Below are 15,759 nucleotides of genomic sequence, written 5' to 3'. Positions count from 1 at the left end.
TTGCGATGCTTGCGCACCGACACAGGTGGGACGACGCAGGGGAGACCGGGTGGTGATCGAGATCGCGGGCGAGCTCGCGCGCGTGAAGAGCGCGTTCGCGCAGCCCACGCTGACCCTGCTCCACCAGCGGCAGGCGCCCGTGGTGATCACGATCTTCCGCACGGCGTTCGGGCGCAACAACAACCCGATCCCGACGGCCCGGCTGCACGCCCAGGTCGAGGAGCACCTGGCCCAGATGCGGCTGGCGGGGGAGCAGGACGTCCCCACCGGCACGGGCCGGGAGGTCTGCCAGCGCTGGATGCGCGGCCAGTGGCTCGTGCGGTCGCTCGACGAGGCGGGCCACGAGGTCTACGCGCTGACCTCGCACGCGCAGCAGGCGCTGGAGCTGGTGAAGAACCTCGCGCGCGACCGGGCCACGCTCAGCGAGCACCGGGTCGCCACGATCCTCGGCACCGTCCGCCGCTTCAACTCCGAGGCCAACCCCGACCGGACGACTCGCGTGACGATCCTCAACGAGGAGATCGCCCGGCTCCGGGTCGAGCGCGACCGCCTCGTCGACGGCGGTGACCTGGAGGGCGCGACCGAGGACTACATGCTCGAGGGGTTCACCGAGCTGCTGTCACTGATCTCCGCGTTGCCGAGCGACTTCGCCCGGGTGGAGGAGCGCTTCGCGACCATCCGGACCGAGATCCTTGCCGCGTTCCGGGCGGAGGACCGTCCGGCCGGCGAGGTGATCGACGACTACCTGTCCCGCGCAGACGCACTGATGACGGCGACGCACGAGGGACGGGCGTTCGAGGGGGCTTTCGCGCTGCTGCGCGACGACGCCCTGGTGACCCAGCTGCGCGAGGACCTGACGGACCTGCTCGAGCACCCGCTGTCGGACCGGCTCCTCAGCGACGCCGACCGGGCCGAGCTGCGCGGCACGGTGCGGCTGGTGCGAGACGGCCTCGACCGGGTGCTCGCCCAGCGATCGCGGGTGACGGCGACCCTGAAGGAGTACATCGTCTCCCACGACGCGGCCCGCGACCGTGAGCTCGAGCAGACGCTGCGCCAGGTGGAGGCCGAGCTGATGACCTGGATGGCCACCACCGGCCCGCGGGCTGCCCACGACGTCCCGCTCCTGCCCGCGCGGACGGGCATCGACCACCTGCGCGAGCGCTTCTACGACCCCGCCGACGACGTGCTGCCCGACCGCATCAGCACGCCCGACCCCGACCTCGCGCCTCCCGTCTCGCTCGCCGACCTCGTCGCCCAGGGCGGGCCCAAGCTGGCGACGCTGCGTGAGCGCCTCGACGCGGTGATGGCCTCCCTGCTCCCGGTCGCGTCCCTCGGCGCCCTCTTCGACGGGCTCGAGCCGTCGCTGCGCCGGCCGGTCGAGATCTTCGGGCTGCTGCACCTCGCCGCCGACCGCGACTGGCGGGCCGAGGAGTCCGTCGAGCCGTTCGAGGCCGTCCGCCCCGACGGGAGCAGGCGGACCTTCGCGGTGCCTCGTACGCCGCTGCCCGACCCCGACCTCCCCGAGACCCACCAACAGACCCACCAACAGACCCAGCAGCAGACCCAGCAGCAGACCCAGCCGACGGAGACCCGCGCATGAGCGTCGAGACGCACCCCGAGACCGGCCCCGAGCTCGGCTCCGAGGTCGAATCCGAGGTCGAATCCGACGTCCAGGACATCGACCTCGTCGACGACGAGCTCCTCGACGAGCTCCTCGACGAGCACTCCGTCTCGCTGTTCGAGGGCGACGAGGGCGGCCTGGAATACGCCCAGCGCCGCGCGCTGGTGACGTTGCTCAAGCAGCGGTTCATCAGCGCGCGCACGCACCCGCGCGACTGGCGCGTGCTCGTCGAGCACGAGCGCCTGCTCCGGTCGCGGCTCAACGACCTCTTCCTGGACCTGCAGGTCGACCGCGCCCGCGAGGTCGCGTGGAAGCGCCAGGCGACGTCCGAGACGGGGAGCCGCTTCCCCACGATGCTCTACGACGCCGCGTGGTCACGCGAGGAGACGCTCGTGCTGGTCCACCTCCGCGACCGGCTGCGTGCCGGGGTCGCGAGCGGCGACGCACGCGCCTTCGTCGACCGGGAGGACGTCGTCCGCTACGTCTCGAGCTTCCGGCCCTCGCACGCGACCGACGTCGCAGGCGACGAGAAGCGGGCACGCAACGCGATCGCGGGCATCGTGAAGGCCGGGCTGCTGATCGGCACCGGCTCCGAGGAGCGCTTCGAGATCAGCGAGGCCGTGGAGCCGCTGATCCCGCTGGAGCTCCTGCAGGACCTGCTCGCGGCGCTGGTGGCCGCCAACGACACCGAGGTCCCGTCCGGGCCCGACGACACGGCCGACCTGTTCGACGACGAGGCCGACGCGGACGCCACGGCCACCGGCGACCGCGCAGAGGAGCAGTGAGCATGTCGATCGACGAGATCGAGCAGACACCGGTCGACGGACTCTTCGAGCGGAGTGACGTGGCCACCCCGGCCGACGACACGATGCAGTGGCGGGCGGCGCTGCTCCAGATGGTCAACTGGGGCGGCTTCGACGGTCTCACCGTCGTCCCCCTGCGCGGCGACGCGACGATGATCTCCGGCGCCTCAGGCGTCGGCAAGAGCACCATCCTCGACGCCTACACGGCGTTGATGATGCCGTCGGACACCAAGTTCAACGGTGCGTCCAACGACGCCGTCGCGGGCCGTGCCCGGGGCGCCGGCCAGCGCAACCTGCTGTCCTACCTCCGCGGCGCGGTCGACGTGGTCGACGACCCCCGCACCGGTCGGCCGGTCGAGAAGCTGCTCCGCGGCAAGGGCGCCGACACCTGGGGCGCGATCGCGATGACGTTCGTCAACGACCAGGGCGGCCGGTTCACGGTGCTCCGCACCTACTACGTGCCGCGGCGCGCGACCCGCTCCGCCGACGTCCAGATGCAGCTGGCCACCCAGGACGGGGCACTGCCGCTCGACACGCTCGAGGTCGCGGTGCCCGAGCGCTTCCACGCCACCACGCTGAAGAAGCTCTACCCCGGCATCCGGGTGCACCGGACCTACGCCGAGCTCGCCGCCGTCCTGCACGCGCGGCTCGGCATCGGCGCCAACGGCGACGGCGCGAAGGCGCTGCGGCTGCTCGCCCGGATCCAGGCGGGCAACCAGGTCCGCAGCGTCGACGAGCTCTACAAGGACATGGTCCTCGAGCGACCCACGACGTTCGCCGCCGCCGACCGCGCGATCGAGCACTTCGACGACCTCGACACCGCCCACTCAGCCATGCGCACCGAGGAGCAGAAGCTCGAGCTCCTGGCGCCGATCACCGACCTCCACGACCGCAAGGTGGCGGCCACCCGACGGCTCGCGGAGCTCGACTCCTACGGCGTCACGCTCGACGGTGACACCCCGCTGCGGATGTGGCTGCTGCGCACCCACCTCCGCCTCATCGAAGCCGCTGTGGTCGACAACCGCGCCGACCGCGCGTCAGCGGCCGACGAGCTGGGCACGACGACCTCGGCGGAGCGCACCTACCTGGCCGACCTGGAGGCCGCCAAGGAGTCGCACCGCGCGGCCGGCGGGTCGACGCTGCAGTCGCTCGCGCTGTCGCTGGAGCAGGAGCAGGTCGTCCGCGAGGACCGGCTCGGGCGCCGGGAGGTCCTGCAGGGGCGGCTGCTGCCGCTCATCGACGCCACCGACGCCCAGGCGCCCGACGTCGAGGCCGCGCTGCTGTTGAGCGAGTCGTTCGCCGTGCTGCAGATGCACGCCCAGCAGTGGCTGGCCGGCTTCCAGCGGGAGCAGGAGCGGATCCGGCGCGAGCGCGACGCCACGCTCCGCGACCAGTTCCCGCTCAGCCAGCGCCAGGCCGAGCTGCGCCGCGAGCGGACGTCCCTGGAGAGCCGCGCCGGCCGGGTGCCGGCCCGGATGGACGAGCTGCGCGCGGAGGTCGCGCAGGCGAGCGGGATCGGCGTCGACGAGCTGCCCTTCGTTGCCGAGCTGGTCGACGTCGCGCCCGACGAGGTGCGGTGGCGCACGGCGATCGAGACGGTCCTCGGCGCGAGCGCCCGGATGATGCTCGTGCCGCTCGACCGGCTGGAGAGCTTCGCCGCCGCCATCGACGGGCTGCGGCTCCGCGGCCGGCTGACGTTCGAGGGCGTCGAGCTCGACCTGCCCGACCTCGGCCCGGCCGACCCGGAGCGGGTCGCGGGCAAGCTGGTCTTCAAGGACTCGCCCTTCTCGGGCTGGGTGCAGGCCCACGTCGGGGAGGCGTCGCGCAACGCGCTGTGCGTGGAGTCCGCCGAGGGCCTCGCGGGCGCTCGCCCCGGATCCGATCTGCGGGTCACCCTCGCCGGCCAGACCCGCAACGGCCGACGCGGTGCCCACGGACGCAACGACACCCGCAGCATCATCGGCTTCTCCAACTCCGACGCGATCGCCGAGGTCGACGCCGAGCTGGCCGAGCTCGAGGAGCGGCTCGACGGCGTCGGCGCCGAGGTGGCCCGGCTCGACCAGCGGTCACGGGTGCTGGAGCAGCAGCGCACGTCGTACGACGTCGTGGCCACCGCGCGCTTCGACGACTTCGACGTCGACGGCAGCGACCGACGCATCGCCGACCTCGAGCGTCGCCGGACGGAGATCCTCGAGTCCGACGACGGCCTCCAGGCGCTCGACGCGCAGATCGCCGACCTCACCGCACGGCTGGAGGAGACGCGACGGGCCCGCTATGCCGCGGAGCAGCGGCAGCGCGAGCTCAACGCCGCCCACGGCGAGCTCGTCGACTCCGAGGACGTCGTCAAGGACCGGCTCCAGGCGATGGAGGACGCCGGCCGGGTCCTGCTCAGCCCGGAGCAGGACGCCGCCCTCGCGGTGGACTTCGCCGCCGCCGCGTCGCCCGCGGACCCCGACGACCTCGACCGGTTCGCCGAGTCGTCCCAGCGGCTCGCCGAGCGGCTCCGCACCGCGGTCGCCGACGCCGATGCCGAGGTCCGCCGGGTCGACGACGACCTCGCCCAGGTCTTCCGGGTCTACAAGTTCCAGTGGGACTCGCCCAACCTGGGCGCGACCGCGGACTCCTACCCCGACTACGCCCGCATCCTCGACGACATCCGCGGCGAGGGCCTCGCGGCCCGGCGGGCCGAGTGGCGACGCCGGCTCACGGAGTGGAGCGGCCAGGACCTCGTACCCCTCGTGGGCGCGATGGCCGCGTCCGTCGAGGAGATCGAGGACCGGCTCGAGCCGATCAACGCGATCCTTCGGCGCCTGGAGTTCGGGGCGTCGGGGGACCGGCTGCGGATCCGCCTGCGGCGGCTGTCGCCCGCCCACGTCCAGACGTTCATGAAGGACCTGCGCACCCTGTCGTCCGGCTCCACGACCGAGCTGGACGAGGACGCCCTCGAGAAGCGGTTCGCCGAGCTCAGCCGCTTCATGCAGCAGCTGCGCCGGCCGAGCCAGGTCGGTGACGCGGCGACGTCACTGACCGACCGCGAGCGCCTGCTCGACGTACGCCGTCACGTGGAGATCAGCGCCGAGCGCTACGACCACACCACCGGCGAGCTGCGGGCGACCTACCGGACGCTGGGTGAGAAGAGCGGAGGCGAGAGCCAGGAGCTGGTCGCCTTCATCGTCGGCTCCGCCCTCCGCTTCCGGCTCGGGGACGAGATGCGGTCGCGGCCGCGGTTCGCCCCGGTCTTCCTCGACGAGGGCTTCGTGAAGGCCGACTCCGAGTTCGCCGGCCGCGCCGTCCAGGCATGGCGCGGCCTCGGCTTCCAGCTGATCGTCGGAGTTCCGCTCGACAAGGTCACCGGCCTCGAGCCCCACATGGACGAGCTGCTCGCCATCACGAAGAACAGCACCACCCACCAGTCCTGGATCACGCCGATCACCGACGCCGAGCGGGCAGGTCGCGTCGGCGCATCCTGACGCCCGTCACACGTCGAGTCGGCGCGTCCTGACGCCCGTCACACGTCGAGTCGGCGCATCCTGACGCCGGGTGACACCTCGTCAGCCGGGCTGGATGTTCTGGTTGTGCCGGAAGAGGTTGTCCGGGTCGTAGCGACGCTTGGTCTGCGCCAGCCGGTCGTAGTTGCCGCGGTAGTTGGCCCGGATCCGGGACTGGTCGTCCTCCGCCATGAAGTTGACGTAGCCCCCCTCCTCCGAGTGCGGGGCGGTGGCGGCGTAGTAGTCCTTCACCCACGCGGTGTTCGCGTCGTTGTCCGCCGGGTCGGGCCACATCCCGGCGATCACCGTCGCGAACGTGGCGTCGCGGTAGGCGAACGCCGTCGAGTCGGGCGCGACCCGCTGGGCTGCGCCGTTGATCGGGTAGATGTGCATGGTGGAGTTCACGACGGGGATCTTCGGTCCGTGCTCCAGGTGGGCCGCGATCGCGTCGTCCGTCAGCTCGGTGACGAAGTTCGCCTTCCAGTAGTGCTGGAGCCCGGGCGGGACGAGGGCGTCGAAGGCACTGTTGAGCGCCGGGTACGGCATCACGCCGACGTGCTCGGCCACCCTCGGGGCCACGTCCAGGATCGGCTGGAGCGCCTTCTCTCCTGCATCCAGGTCGCCGGCCCAACAGGTCACCATCGCGAACAACGGCTCGCCGTGGCGGTCCTCCGGGATGAACGGCAGAGGAGGGGCGATCTGGTACGCCGGGAAGCAGCCGAGCTCCTCGGGGGCGTCGGCGATGAATTCGCGGTAGAACCGCAACAGGTCGCCGGCCCGGTCGAGCTCGAAGAACATCGGCCCGCCATAGATGTCCTTGACCGGGCTCATCCGGAACTCGAAGGACGTGACGACGCCGAAGTTGCCGCCGCCGCCGCGGATGGCCCAGAAGAGGTCGGCGTCCTCCTTGTCGCTCGCGACGTGGAAGCTGCCGTCGGCGGTCACCACGTCCGCGGCGAGGAGGTTGTCGCAGGACAGCCCGAGGCCCCGGTCGAGGTGGCCGATGCCGCCGCCCAGCGTCAGCCCGCCGACCCCGGTCGTCGAGATGATGCCGCCCGTGGTGGCCAGACCGAACGGATATCCTGCGGCGTTCAGGTCGCCCCAGGTGGCGCCGCCCTCGACGCGGGCGGTCTGGGTCAGCGGATCGACCCGGACGCCCCGCATGGTCGAGAGGTCGACGACCAACGCGCCGTCGGCGGTGCCGAACCCCGGCACGCTGTGCGACCCTCCCCGTACCGCTACCGACAGGTCGTTCTCGGCCGCGAACCGCACGGCAGTCATCACGTCGCCGGTGTTGGCCGGGCGCACGATCACCGCGGGCCGGCGGTCGATCATCGCGTTGTACACGCGGCGCGCCTCGTCGTACTCGGCGTCCTCCGCGGTGGTCACGGTTCCCCGAACGTTCTCGCGCAGGGCCGTCAGCGCATTCGTGTCCATGAGCAAGTCCTCGCCTCGTCGTTTGACTGGTCCCAGACGAGTGGGCCCGAGGTCGCCACGTGCCGCTGCGATCCACAGCGGTGCGTCAATGGGATCGACTTCACGCTAGACCCGCCCGCGTCGACATGGCAGGACCTCTAGACCAGAGCCTGGCGGCTGGTCGCCCTCGTCGCCGTCGTCGCAGACGGTGCGGTGCGGGGCCAGGTCCAGGCGTACCGCACGATGAGGGCGAGCAGGACCAGCTCGAGCACGATGCCGAGGCCGTAGAAGAACAGCCAGGACTCGCCCACCACGTTGAATGCCGTGACGGGGACGTAGAGCGAGGCCACGACGAGGTTCGTGGTGCGGGCCGCCCCGGCGGGCAGCGTCATCGACAGCACGACCATCAGGATCGGGACGGCCACGAGGACCAGCGCCGTGGTCGAGAAGGTCTGGGAGAGGTCGAACTCGAAGACCTTGCCCTCGAGGATCTCCTCGATGACGCCCGGCGTGAAGAAGTTGAGGATGTCCACATAGGCGTACAGGAACATGAAGCTCGTCCAGGTTGCGGCGAGCTTGGCGCGCACCGGGATCGGCTGGTCTTCCAGCGTGGCGGTGGCGGGTTGACGGATGCTCATCATGGACTCCGTTGCTGTGGCGAGGATCGGTAGGTCCACGATCGCCGTGCACGGCGGTGGGCGCCTCGGCTCGGAGGCTGGGCTCGCCCGGCCGATCGGCGGGGTCACTCGGCCGTTCGGCCGGGGATCGAGTCCCGGCTACGACGGACGTACCCGGTGCATCACAGCCACCGCACAGGCGGGCGGATCAGAGCTCCAGCAGACGCCCGGGGTCGAGGTCGAGCTCGTGCAGCACCAACCGGCTGCGAAGCTCCCGGACCCCGTGCTCCCGTTTGAGGGTGTCCACGACGGTCTCGAACTCGGCTGCGTCGACGCAGGCCAGCCGGAGGAGGAAGTCGTACTCCCCGGTGAGCCGGCTTCCCGACACCACCTGAGGCACGCGAGCGAGGCCGCGTTCGAACTCCTGCCGGTCCCAGCCGTCACGCAGCCGGATGTCGCTGACCATCAGCAGCTTCCTGCCCAGCGCTGCAGGGTCGAGCTCGGCACGGTAGCCCTGCAGCACCCCGCTGGCCCGTAGTCGCCGGACCCGGTCGCTCACCGTGTTGGCGCTCAGCCGGACCGAGACGCCGAGGTCGTGGTAGGTCATGCGGGCGTCATCGATGAGGAGGCGCAGCAGCGAACGGTCGATGGCGTCCATCCTGGCAGTGTCGCAGATTCCTCGGCTACATCGCGATCTGATCGAGGAATTCCCGGGTCATGACCCGCAGCGGCTCCATATACCGAACCACAATCGGCGACGGACGTAGAAGTGTCGAACGCGTGGAAAGCCTCGTCCTTCGTCTCGTCCTCCCGCCCCTCGTCGTCCTCGCCGCCGGTTGGGTGCAGCACCGGGTCGGACCCCGTCTCGCTGGTCGGCTTGTCGGGTTGCCGCTCACCTCCGGGCCACTGGTCCTGCTGCTGTTCCTCTCCGACGGGGCGTCGGCCGCGGCCGTCGCCGCGCGCGGCGTCCTCGCCGGTCAGGTGATGGTGGTGGCGTTCACGTGCGCCTACTCGGTCGCGTCCACACGAGCCAACGCGACCGCGACCCTGGCCACCGCCACGGCGGTCACTGTTCTGCTCGGGACCGGCGCCCACTCGGCCGGCGCGACCCTCGCATGGTCGGGCCTCGCCGTCCTGCCGGTGGCACTCATCGCGCTCCGGATGTGGCGACCCGACGCAACCCCGATCTCGGCCGTCACGCCCAGGGGGCCGACAGGAGCCCAGCTCGGGATGCGCGCCGCGCTCACCGGGCTGCTCGTGGCGGGGTTGTCCACCTCCGCGCGCGTACTCGGTGCGGGGCTGACCGGCCTGCTCGCGAGTGTGCCGCTGGTCATGGGGGTCGTGGCGCCCAGCGCGCACCGCGACGCGGGCGCGCCGGTTGCTCGGTCCATGCTGCGGGGGACCCTCACGGCCGTGCCCGGTACCGCCACCTTCGCGGCCGTCCTGGCCGTCACCCTCGTCCGGCTCGGCGGACCGGCCGCCTTCCTCGCGGCGGGCTTCTCCCTGGCGGTCGTCAACGTCGCCACCAGCCGGTGGGACGACAGGAGCTCGCTCGGGGGACGGCAGCGCGGTCACGGTGACGTACTAGACGGCAGCGGGTTCGCCGACCTCCACCGAGGAGAGGGGGAACACCGGGTAGTGCGGCGGCTCCTGGTCCGGCGTGAGCGCCGTGGGGCCGTAGATCCAGTCGGTGTAGGTGTAGTCGTGGGTGTCGCGACCGCGCAGCACCACGTTGCGCTGGCGGCGGGCAAGACCGTCGAGGTGCCAGAGCTCGCCCCAGGAGCGGGCGGTGGTCAGCACGCGGGCGCAGTGCGGCGGGCGCACGGCGTCGTACGCCGACAGCGCGGCGTCCCAGTCGACGCCCGAGCCCGACTCCGTACGGACCGCCTGCTGTGCCGCGACGTGCTCGGCCAGGACCCAGCCGTCCTCGATCGCCATGATCGCGCCCTGCGCCATGTACTGCAGCGGCGGGTGCGCGGCGTCGCCGAGGAGCGCGACCCGGCCGTGGACCCAGTGCAGGATCGGCTCGCGGTCGAACATCCGCCACCACTTGTCGCGCCACATCAGCGGCAGGCCTTGCTGGACCTGGCCGCAGGTGCCGTCGAAGGCGGCGTCGAGCTCGTCGGGGGTGCCCCAGTCGTCCTCGCCCGCGACCGCCTTCGGCGACTCGAAGACGGCGACCTGGTTGAACATCTCGCCACCCCGCAGCGGGTACTGCACGAAGTGGCAGCCCGGCCCGAGGTAGACGACCACGTCGGTCTCGGACACGTCGTTGGCGCGGACCTGCTCGATCGGCACCGCGCCGCGGTAGGCGACGTACGCCGAGCTGACCGGCTCGTCGTCGACGAGAAGGCTGCGGGCCACGGAGTGCAGGCCGTCGGCCGCGATCACCGTCTCCGCCTCGTCGCTGCTGCCGTCGGCAAACGTGACGCGGGCGCCGGGCCGACCGGTGGGCAGCGTCACCTGCTCGTACGCCGTCGCGGCGAGGCCGGTGCGCAGGTCGACCCCCAGCCGCTCGGCCGCCCGCAGGAAGGTGCCGTGCAGGTCCGAGCGGTGGATCACCATGTAGGGGAAGCCGTAGCGCCGCTCGAGGTCGACCAGGTCGAGGCGGGTCAGCTCGGACGCGTCGACCGCGTCCCTCATGACCATCGAGGTCGGCACCACGCCCAGCGACTTGACCTCGTCGAGCAGGCCGTAGTCGTCGAGGATGCGGGTGCAGTTGGGTGCGATCTGCAGCCCGGCGCCCACCTCGCCGAAGGCCGGCGCCTTCTCGTAGACGCGGACGCGGATGCCCTTGCGGGTCAGGGCGACGGCGGCCGAGAGGCCGCCGATGCCGCCGCCGACGACGATGACGTCAGGTGCTGGGGATGGCTGGGTGGTCATGGTGGTTCCTCTCAGGTCACAGGTCACAGGTCAGGGGACGGGTCAGAGCCAGGGCGGCAGGACGGGAGCGGGTCCGCCGTCGACGGAGGTGACCCCGTCGGTGCCGCGGCCGGCGAGCCAGGCGACGCGGTCGGCCAGGGTGCCGGCCACGTCGGGGACGTCGTCGCCGCGCTTGGTCCGGATGTCGGCCTCGAGCGCGACGAGGAAGTCCGGGGGGAGGTCGGCGAAGATCTGCCCGGTGGCGAGGTCGACAGCGTGGACCATCACCTCGCGGGCGCGCAGCCACGGGATCTCCGTGGCGGGGACCTCGCGGCCCTGCGCCGTCCGGATGGTGCGCTGCCAGTGACCGGGGGAGAGCCGGCGCAGGTCGCGGTCCAGGGCGGCGGCCTCCTGCGCAGACCAGGTGCGCAGGGCCGCGGGGGGACGCGTCGCGCCCTCCTCGATGCCCATCGCGCGCTCGTCCGGCGAGCTGTACATCGGGGTCTCGGTGCCGGTGGCCGCCCACCGCGCCAGGTTGCGCAGGGCCGCCGCGTTGGCGGCCAGGTGGGCCACCAGGTGCGCGCGGCTCCAACCCGGCAGCGCCGACGGCTCGGCGAACCCCGCGTCGGGCAGCCCGGCCACGGCGACGTTGCACAGGCTGGTGCCCTGCTGGACCCAGCGCAGGTTGTCGGTGAGAGTGCGCCCCGCCAGGCGCTCGGAGCCGGTGACGGTCATGACGGGTCCGCCACGACGACGTTCTCCAGCCGGCCGATGCCCTCGATCTCGGTGACCACGCGCTGACCGGCCGAGAGGTAGACCTCCGGCTTGCGGGCGTGACCGACGCCGCCGGGGGTGCCGGTGGCGATGAGGTCGCCGGGCTCGAGGCGGATCATCGTCGAGACGTACTGCACCAGCGCGACGGGGTCGAAGAGCAGGTCGGCGGTGGAGTCCTTCTGCATCAGCTCGCCGTCGACCTCGCAGGAGATGGCGAGGGCGGGGCGTACGCCGCCCGGCAGCTCGTCGGGGGTGACGAGGACCGGCCCGACCGGGGTGGTGTGGTCCCAGTTCTTGCCCTGCAGCCACTCGCGGGTGCGGAACTGCCAATCCCGGCAGGTGATGTCGTTGAGCACGGTGAAGCCGGCGATCGCGTCAGCCGCCTGCTCCTCGTCGGCGCGGCGCACGGACCTCCCGATGACGACCGTCAGCTCGGCCTCCCAGTCGAAGGCCTCGGTCTCGACGGGTCGGTGGATCTCGTCGTGCGCACCGATCAGGGTGTCGGCGTACTTGCTGAAAAGGGTGGGGTGCTCGGGGAGGTCTCGACCCATCTCGAGGATGTGGTTGCGGTAGTTGAGGCCGACGCAGACGACCTTGCCCGGGCGGGGGACCAGGGGCGCGTAGTCGGCGCCCGTGGCGTCGTACGTCGCCCCGGTGGCGGCCGCGGCCGACTCGCGCCAGCCGTCGGTCGCCAGGACCGCCGCGACGTCCGGGGCGCCCAGATCGACGAGGGTGGTGCCGTCGACGCGGACCGCGCGGGTGCCCTCAGCCCCGTCGTCGTTGTGGAGTCGGATGGTGGCGAGCTTCATCGGGAGTCCTCCTGGGACCGGTAGAGGTTGAGCTTCTCGAAGACGGGTGCGTCCCCGAACTGGAAGAGGTCGAGTGCCCCGGAGTCGGAGTCGGTGCTGCCGGCCTCGGAGACGAAGGAGACGGGCTGCCAGCTCGGTACGACGAACAGGTCGCCGCGCGTGACGGACCAGCTGGTGTCGCCGACGGTGACGGTGCCCGAGCCGTCGAAGACCTGGTAGACGCTCGACCCGGTCTCGCGCCGGGGCGTGGTCTCCGCGCCGCGGACGACGCGGTGGAACTGGGTGCGCATGGTGGGCAGCACGTCGGCGCCGTTGGTCGGGTTGGTGAAGCGGACGAGCGCGTGGCCGGGCTCGACGGTGCCGCCGTGGCCCTCCCGCTCGAGGGCGAGCTGGTCGTCGAGCGCGCGGTCGGTGTGCTCCCAGCGGTAGGCCAGCAGAGGGCTGCCGGGCCGGGACCCGAGCTGCGAGACGGGGGCGATGCCCGGGTGGCCCCAGAGCCGCTCGGCGCGCGAGCGGTCGGGCGTGACCCGCTCGGCGTCGCTGATGGCGTCGCGGCCGAAGTCGAAGAACTGCGACTCGACGTCGTACTGGAGCGGGATGTCGAGGCCGTCGATCCACGCCATCGGCGTGCTCGCGGCGTTGTGGTGGGCGTGCCAGTGCATGCCGGCCTGCGGCAGGAAGTCGCCGCGCCGCATCGGGACGGGGTCTCCCTCCACGACCGTCCACACGCCCTCGCCCTCGACGACGAAGCGGAAGGCGTTCTGCGTGTGGCGGTGCTCGGGCGCGTCCTCGCCCGGCATCAGGTACTGGATCGCCGCCCACAGCGTCGGAGTCGCGTAGGGCTTGCCGCCCAGGCTCGGGTTGGCCAGTGCGATGGCTCGGCGCTCGCCGCCGCGACCCACGGGGACGAGGTGACCGGCGCGGTCGGCGAGCTCCACCAACCGGTCCCAGCGCCACAGGTGGGCAGCGGCCCGCGTGGTCGGGTGCAGCGGCATCAGGTTGCCGATCTCGGTCCACAGCGGGACGAGCAGCTCGGACTCGAAGCCGCGGTACAGCGCCTCCAGCTCGGGGGTGACGGTCGGCTGGTCGGGGGCGTCCACCGCCGTCAGCCGGACCGCGGTCGGGGCCGGGTTCTCAGTCGTCGTGGTCATGGATCCAGCGTGACCGCCGTCTCACCCGTCGCCGCTAGGATTCTGGTGGGCGGAACGAGGAGGCCGGAGGGGCGCATGGCCGCACGAGAGCTCAAGACGCCACCGGCGTACGTCGTCTCCAGCGCCGACCACGCCCTCCGGGCCGCGGTGATGCTGCAGATGGAGGGTCCGCTCACCGTCAGCCAGGTCGCCGACCGGCTGGGTGTCGCTCGCTCGACGGCGCACCGGCTGCTCGCGACCCTGGTCTACCGCGACTTCGCCGCGCAGGACGACGAGCGGAAGTACCACCCCGGTCCGGTGTTGGCACTCGCGCGTCACTCGCAGGCGGGGACGTCCCAGCTGCGCGCAGCCGCGCTGCCGCACCTCCAGCAGCTGGTGGACGTGGTGGGGGAGACGGCCAACCTCACCGTCCGCACCGGCGCCACCGCCCGCTTCGCGGCGAGCGTGGAGAGCACGGAGGCGCTGCGGGTCGGCTCTCGCGAGGGGATGGCGTTCCCGGCCCACCGCACCACCGGCGGCCTCGTGCTGCTCGCGGCCCTCGACCGGGCGGAGGTCGAGGCCCTCTACCCGGTGGAGGACTACGCCGAACGGCCCGCCGAGCGTCCGGACCTCGCCCGGCTCGCGAAGGACCTGGCCCGGGTCAGGAAGTCGGGCTTCGACGTCAACAACGAGCGCTCGGAGCGGGGCATCGTCGCCGTCGGCGTCCCGGTCCAGGGTGGTGACGGCGCACCCGTGGCCGGCCTGTCGGTGTCGTTCCCCAGCGTCAGGTACGACCGGCACCAGCTGCCCGCGCTCGTGGAGGAGCTGCGGCGGGCGGCCGGTGCGGTCGAGGCGGCCATCGGGGTCTGAGCCCTCGGCCGTCCGGCGGTCAGTGGACGAGCACCGTCTCCGTCGCGTGGGCCGGCTCCTCCTCCGGCGCAACGCGCGGCCGGGTGATCAGGTGCACCGCGACGAGCAGGACGGCACCGAGGCCTGACGCGGCGGCGAAGAGCACGATGCTCGACGTGGCGCTCGTGGGGTTCAGCGCGAGCAGCCAGCCGGCCACGGCCGGGGCGATGACGGCGCCCACGCGACCACCGCCGAGCGAGCTCCCGAGTGCCGTGCCGCGCAGCGTGGGCGGGTAGTGGGTGGCGATCGCCGAGATGATCAGGCACAGCGTGCCGTGGCTGCCCGCTCCCGCGAGGATCAGCAGGAGGTAGACGACCGCGATGGAGGACGGGAACGTCGTGAGGACGGCGAGGCTCAGGGCACCGACGGACGCGGCCGCGACCGCGACCCTGAGCGCGCCGAACCGCGTCGCGCTCCACGCGGTGACCGCGGAGACCGCGACCGCGCCGAGGTTGAGCGCCAGGAGGTAGGTCAGCGGGTTGCCCCCGAGGTCGAACCGAGGGTCGGACTGCGTCAGCCTGGGCAGCCAGGTGCCGAGGCCGTACCACGCGAACATGGTGGCCGTCGTGGCCACGAAGAACAGCAGGGTGGCGGCGACGTACGGCGGGCGCAGGACGTCGCCGGCGCTCGTCCGCGTGACGTGCAGCAGGTCGCCGACCGGTGCCGGCAGGTCGTACGTCGCCTCGACGCGAGCCGCCTCCTCGTGGCGGCCGCGGGCGCGGAGCCACGCCGGCGACTCGGGCAGCAGCGCCGTGACCAGGACGGCGAGCACGAGGCCGCTGAAGCCGAAGAAGTAGAGGGACTCCCAGCCGAACGCCGGGATCGCGTCGAGCGCGACCACCGCCGCGATCGAGCCGCCGATCGGGACGCCGGACATCATGGCCGTGGCCACCACCGAGCGCCACCGGTCGCCCACGAACTCAGCGGTGAGCGCGTTCGCCGACGGCACGAGCGCGCCGAGGCCGAACCCACCGACGAAGCGCAGCAGGCCGAACACCTCCGGGCCGCTCGCCCAGCCGCACAGGCCGGTGAAGACGCTGAACCACAGGACCGACACGATGATCGTCCGGCGCCTGCCGAGCCGGTCGGCGATGGCCCCACCTGACAGGGCGCCGATCAGCATGCCGGCGAACGCGAGGCTGCCGATGCGTCCGGCCGCCCCCGGCGTCAGCTCCCAGCCCGGCTCCTCGAGCAGGGCCGGGATGGTGGTGCCGTAGACGATGAGGTCGTAGCCGTCGAAGACGACGATGAGCCAGCACAGCGCGATGACCCCGAGAGCCGACTTCTTGCGTGGTGTTGTGACCATGGACACACGATGCGCGCCGGTCGG

The 15,759-nt window shown here is 72.3% G+C and carries 12 protein-coding genes; 4 read left to right on the top strand and 8 right to left on the bottom strand.

The genetic code is table 11. The features are described 5' to 3' along the window. Positions 1 to 49 precede the first annotated feature (49 nt). Genes JOD65_RS16500 through JOD65_RS16490 form a run of 3 tightly spaced genes read left to right on the top strand, consistent with a single transcriptional unit; the run spans position 50 to position 5,894 of the window. Positions 50 to 1,600, top strand: a complete 1,551-nt coding sequence (locus tag JOD65_RS16500; RefSeq protein WP_307821224.1) for a DUF3375 domain-containing protein — start codon at positions 50 to 52, stop codon at positions 1,598 to 1,600. Further along, positions 1,597 to 2,406: a DUF4194 domain-containing protein gene (locus tag JOD65_RS16495; protein ID WP_191195991.1), complete on the top strand. Its 810-nt coding sequence runs from the start codon at positions 1,597 to 1,599 to the stop codon at positions 2,404 to 2,406. Before JOD65_RS16500 ends, JOD65_RS16495 begins: the two co-directional genes overlap by 4 nt. Before the next feature lie 2 nt (positions 2,407 to 2,408). Continuing rightward, a complete protein-coding gene (locus tag JOD65_RS16490; protein ID WP_191195990.1) occupies positions 2,409 to 5,894 on the top strand; it encodes an ATP-binding protein in 3,486 nt (1,161 codons plus the stop codon). An 81-nt stretch (positions 5,895 to 5,975) separates the two neighbouring features. On the opposite strand, the gene JOD65_RS16485 is transcribed toward JOD65_RS16490, so the two are convergent. The 7 genes from JOD65_RS16485 to JOD65_RS16455 all read right to left on the bottom strand — a co-directional run bounded on the left by JOD65_RS16485 (position 5,976) and on the right by JOD65_RS16455 (position 13,541). Beyond that, complete coding sequence (locus JOD65_RS16485) at positions 5,976 to 7,349, bottom strand: FAD-binding oxidoreductase (RefSeq protein WP_191195989.1); 1,374 nt, start codon at positions 7,347 to 7,349, stop codon at positions 5,976 to 5,978. 137 nt (positions 7,350 to 7,486) lie between these two features. Next, the gene (locus JOD65_RS16480; protein ID WP_191195988.1) at positions 7,487 to 7,966 is read right to left on the bottom strand and encodes a DUF6326 family protein; all 480 of its coding nucleotides are present in this window, start codon (positions 7,964 to 7,966) and stop codon (positions 7,487 to 7,489) included. Positions 7,967 to 8,153: 187 nt separating this feature from the next. After that, a complete protein-coding gene (locus tag JOD65_RS16475) occupies positions 8,154 to 8,603 on the bottom strand; it encodes an Lrp/AsnC family transcriptional regulator (RefSeq protein WP_191195987.1) in 450 nt (149 codons plus the stop codon). A gap of 926 nt (positions 8,604 to 9,529) precedes the next feature. Further along, entirely contained in the window at positions 9,530 to 10,828 is a 1,299-nt protein-coding gene (locus JOD65_RS16470; protein WP_191195986.1) for an FAD-dependent monooxygenase, read from the bottom strand. A 42-nt stretch (positions 10,829 to 10,870) separates the two neighbouring features. Then, on the bottom strand, positions 10,871 to 11,542 hold the full coding sequence (locus tag JOD65_RS16465) for a maleylpyruvate isomerase N-terminal domain-containing protein (protein WP_191195985.1): 672 nt from the start codon (positions 11,540 to 11,542) through the stop codon (positions 10,871 to 10,873). Further along, positions 11,539 to 12,390 carry a fumarylacetoacetate hydrolase family protein gene (locus JOD65_RS16460; protein ID WP_191195984.1) on the bottom strand — a complete coding sequence of 284 codons (852 nt, stop codon included), beginning with the start codon at positions 12,388 to 12,390 and terminating at the stop codon, positions 11,539 to 11,541. Before JOD65_RS16460 ends, JOD65_RS16465 begins: the two co-directional genes overlap by 4 nt. Then, positions 12,387 to 13,541 (bottom strand): cupin domain-containing protein, encoded by a 1,155-nt coding sequence (locus JOD65_RS16455; protein ID WP_191195983.1) that lies wholly within the window; start codon positions 13,539 to 13,541, stop codon positions 12,387 to 12,389. Before JOD65_RS16455 ends, JOD65_RS16460 begins: the two co-directional genes overlap by 4 nt. Positions 13,542 to 13,616: 75 nt before the next feature. On the opposite strand from JOD65_RS16455, the gene JOD65_RS16450 reads away from it, so the two are divergent. After that, entirely contained in the window at positions 13,617 to 14,390 is a 774-nt protein-coding gene (locus tag JOD65_RS16450) for an IclR family transcriptional regulator (RefSeq protein WP_191195982.1), read from the top strand. Between the two features lie 19 nt (positions 14,391 to 14,409). Here the strand turns inward: JOD65_RS16450 and JOD65_RS16445 are convergent, their stop codons facing one another. Beyond that, entirely contained in the window at positions 14,410 to 15,735 is a 1,326-nt protein-coding gene (locus tag JOD65_RS16445) for an MFS transporter (protein ID WP_191195981.1), read from the bottom strand. Between the last annotated feature and the right edge of the window lie 24 nt (positions 15,736 to 15,759).

Source organism: Nocardioides cavernae (assembly GCF_016907475.1).
GTDB classification, from domain to species: domain Bacteria; phylum Actinomycetota; class Actinomycetes; order Propionibacteriales; family Nocardioidaceae; genus Nocardioides; species Nocardioides cavernae.
Note: the sequence above shows the minus strand (reverse complement) of the source record. Positions and strands in the feature narration are given on the sequence as shown.

Coding starts and splice junctions, on each gene's coding strand:
- JOD65_RS16465 (WP_191195985.1), bottom strand. CDS start 11,542: ATGACCGTCACCGGCTCCGAGCGCCTGGCGGGGCGCACTCTCACCGAC.
- JOD65_RS16480 (WP_191195988.1), bottom strand. CDS start 7,966: ATGAGCATCCGTCAACCCGCCACCGCCACGCTGGAAGACCAGCCGATC.
- JOD65_RS16470 (WP_191195986.1), bottom strand. CDS start 10,828: ATGACCACCCAGCCATCCCCAGCACCTGACGTCATCGTCGTCGGCGGC.
- JOD65_RS16450 (WP_191195982.1), top strand. CDS start 13,617: ATGGCCGCACGAGAGCTCAAGACGCCACCGGCGTACGTCGTCTCCAGC.
- JOD65_RS16475 (WP_191195987.1), bottom strand. CDS start 8,603: ATGGACGCCATCGACCGTTCGCTGCTGCGCCTCCTCATCGATGACGCC.
- JOD65_RS16445 (WP_191195981.1), bottom strand. CDS start 15,735: ATGGTCACAACACCACGCAAGAAGTCGGCTCTCGGGGTCATCGCGCTG.
- JOD65_RS16485 (WP_191195989.1), bottom strand. CDS start 7,349: ATGGACACGAATGCGCTGACGGCCCTGCGCGAGAACGTTCGGGGAACC.
- JOD65_RS16495 (WP_191195991.1), top strand. CDS start 1,597: ATGAGCGTCGAGACGCACCCCGAGACCGGCCCCGAGCTCGGCTCCGAG.
- JOD65_RS16460 (WP_191195984.1), bottom strand. CDS start 12,390: ATGAAGCTCGCCACCATCCGACTCCACAACGACGACGGGGCTGAGGGC.
- JOD65_RS16490 (WP_191195990.1), top strand. CDS start 2,409: ATGTCGATCGACGAGATCGAGCAGACACCGGTCGACGGACTCTTCGAG.
- JOD65_RS16455 (WP_191195983.1), bottom strand. CDS start 13,541: ATGACCACGACGACTGAGAACCCGGCCCCGACCGCGGTCCGGCTGACG.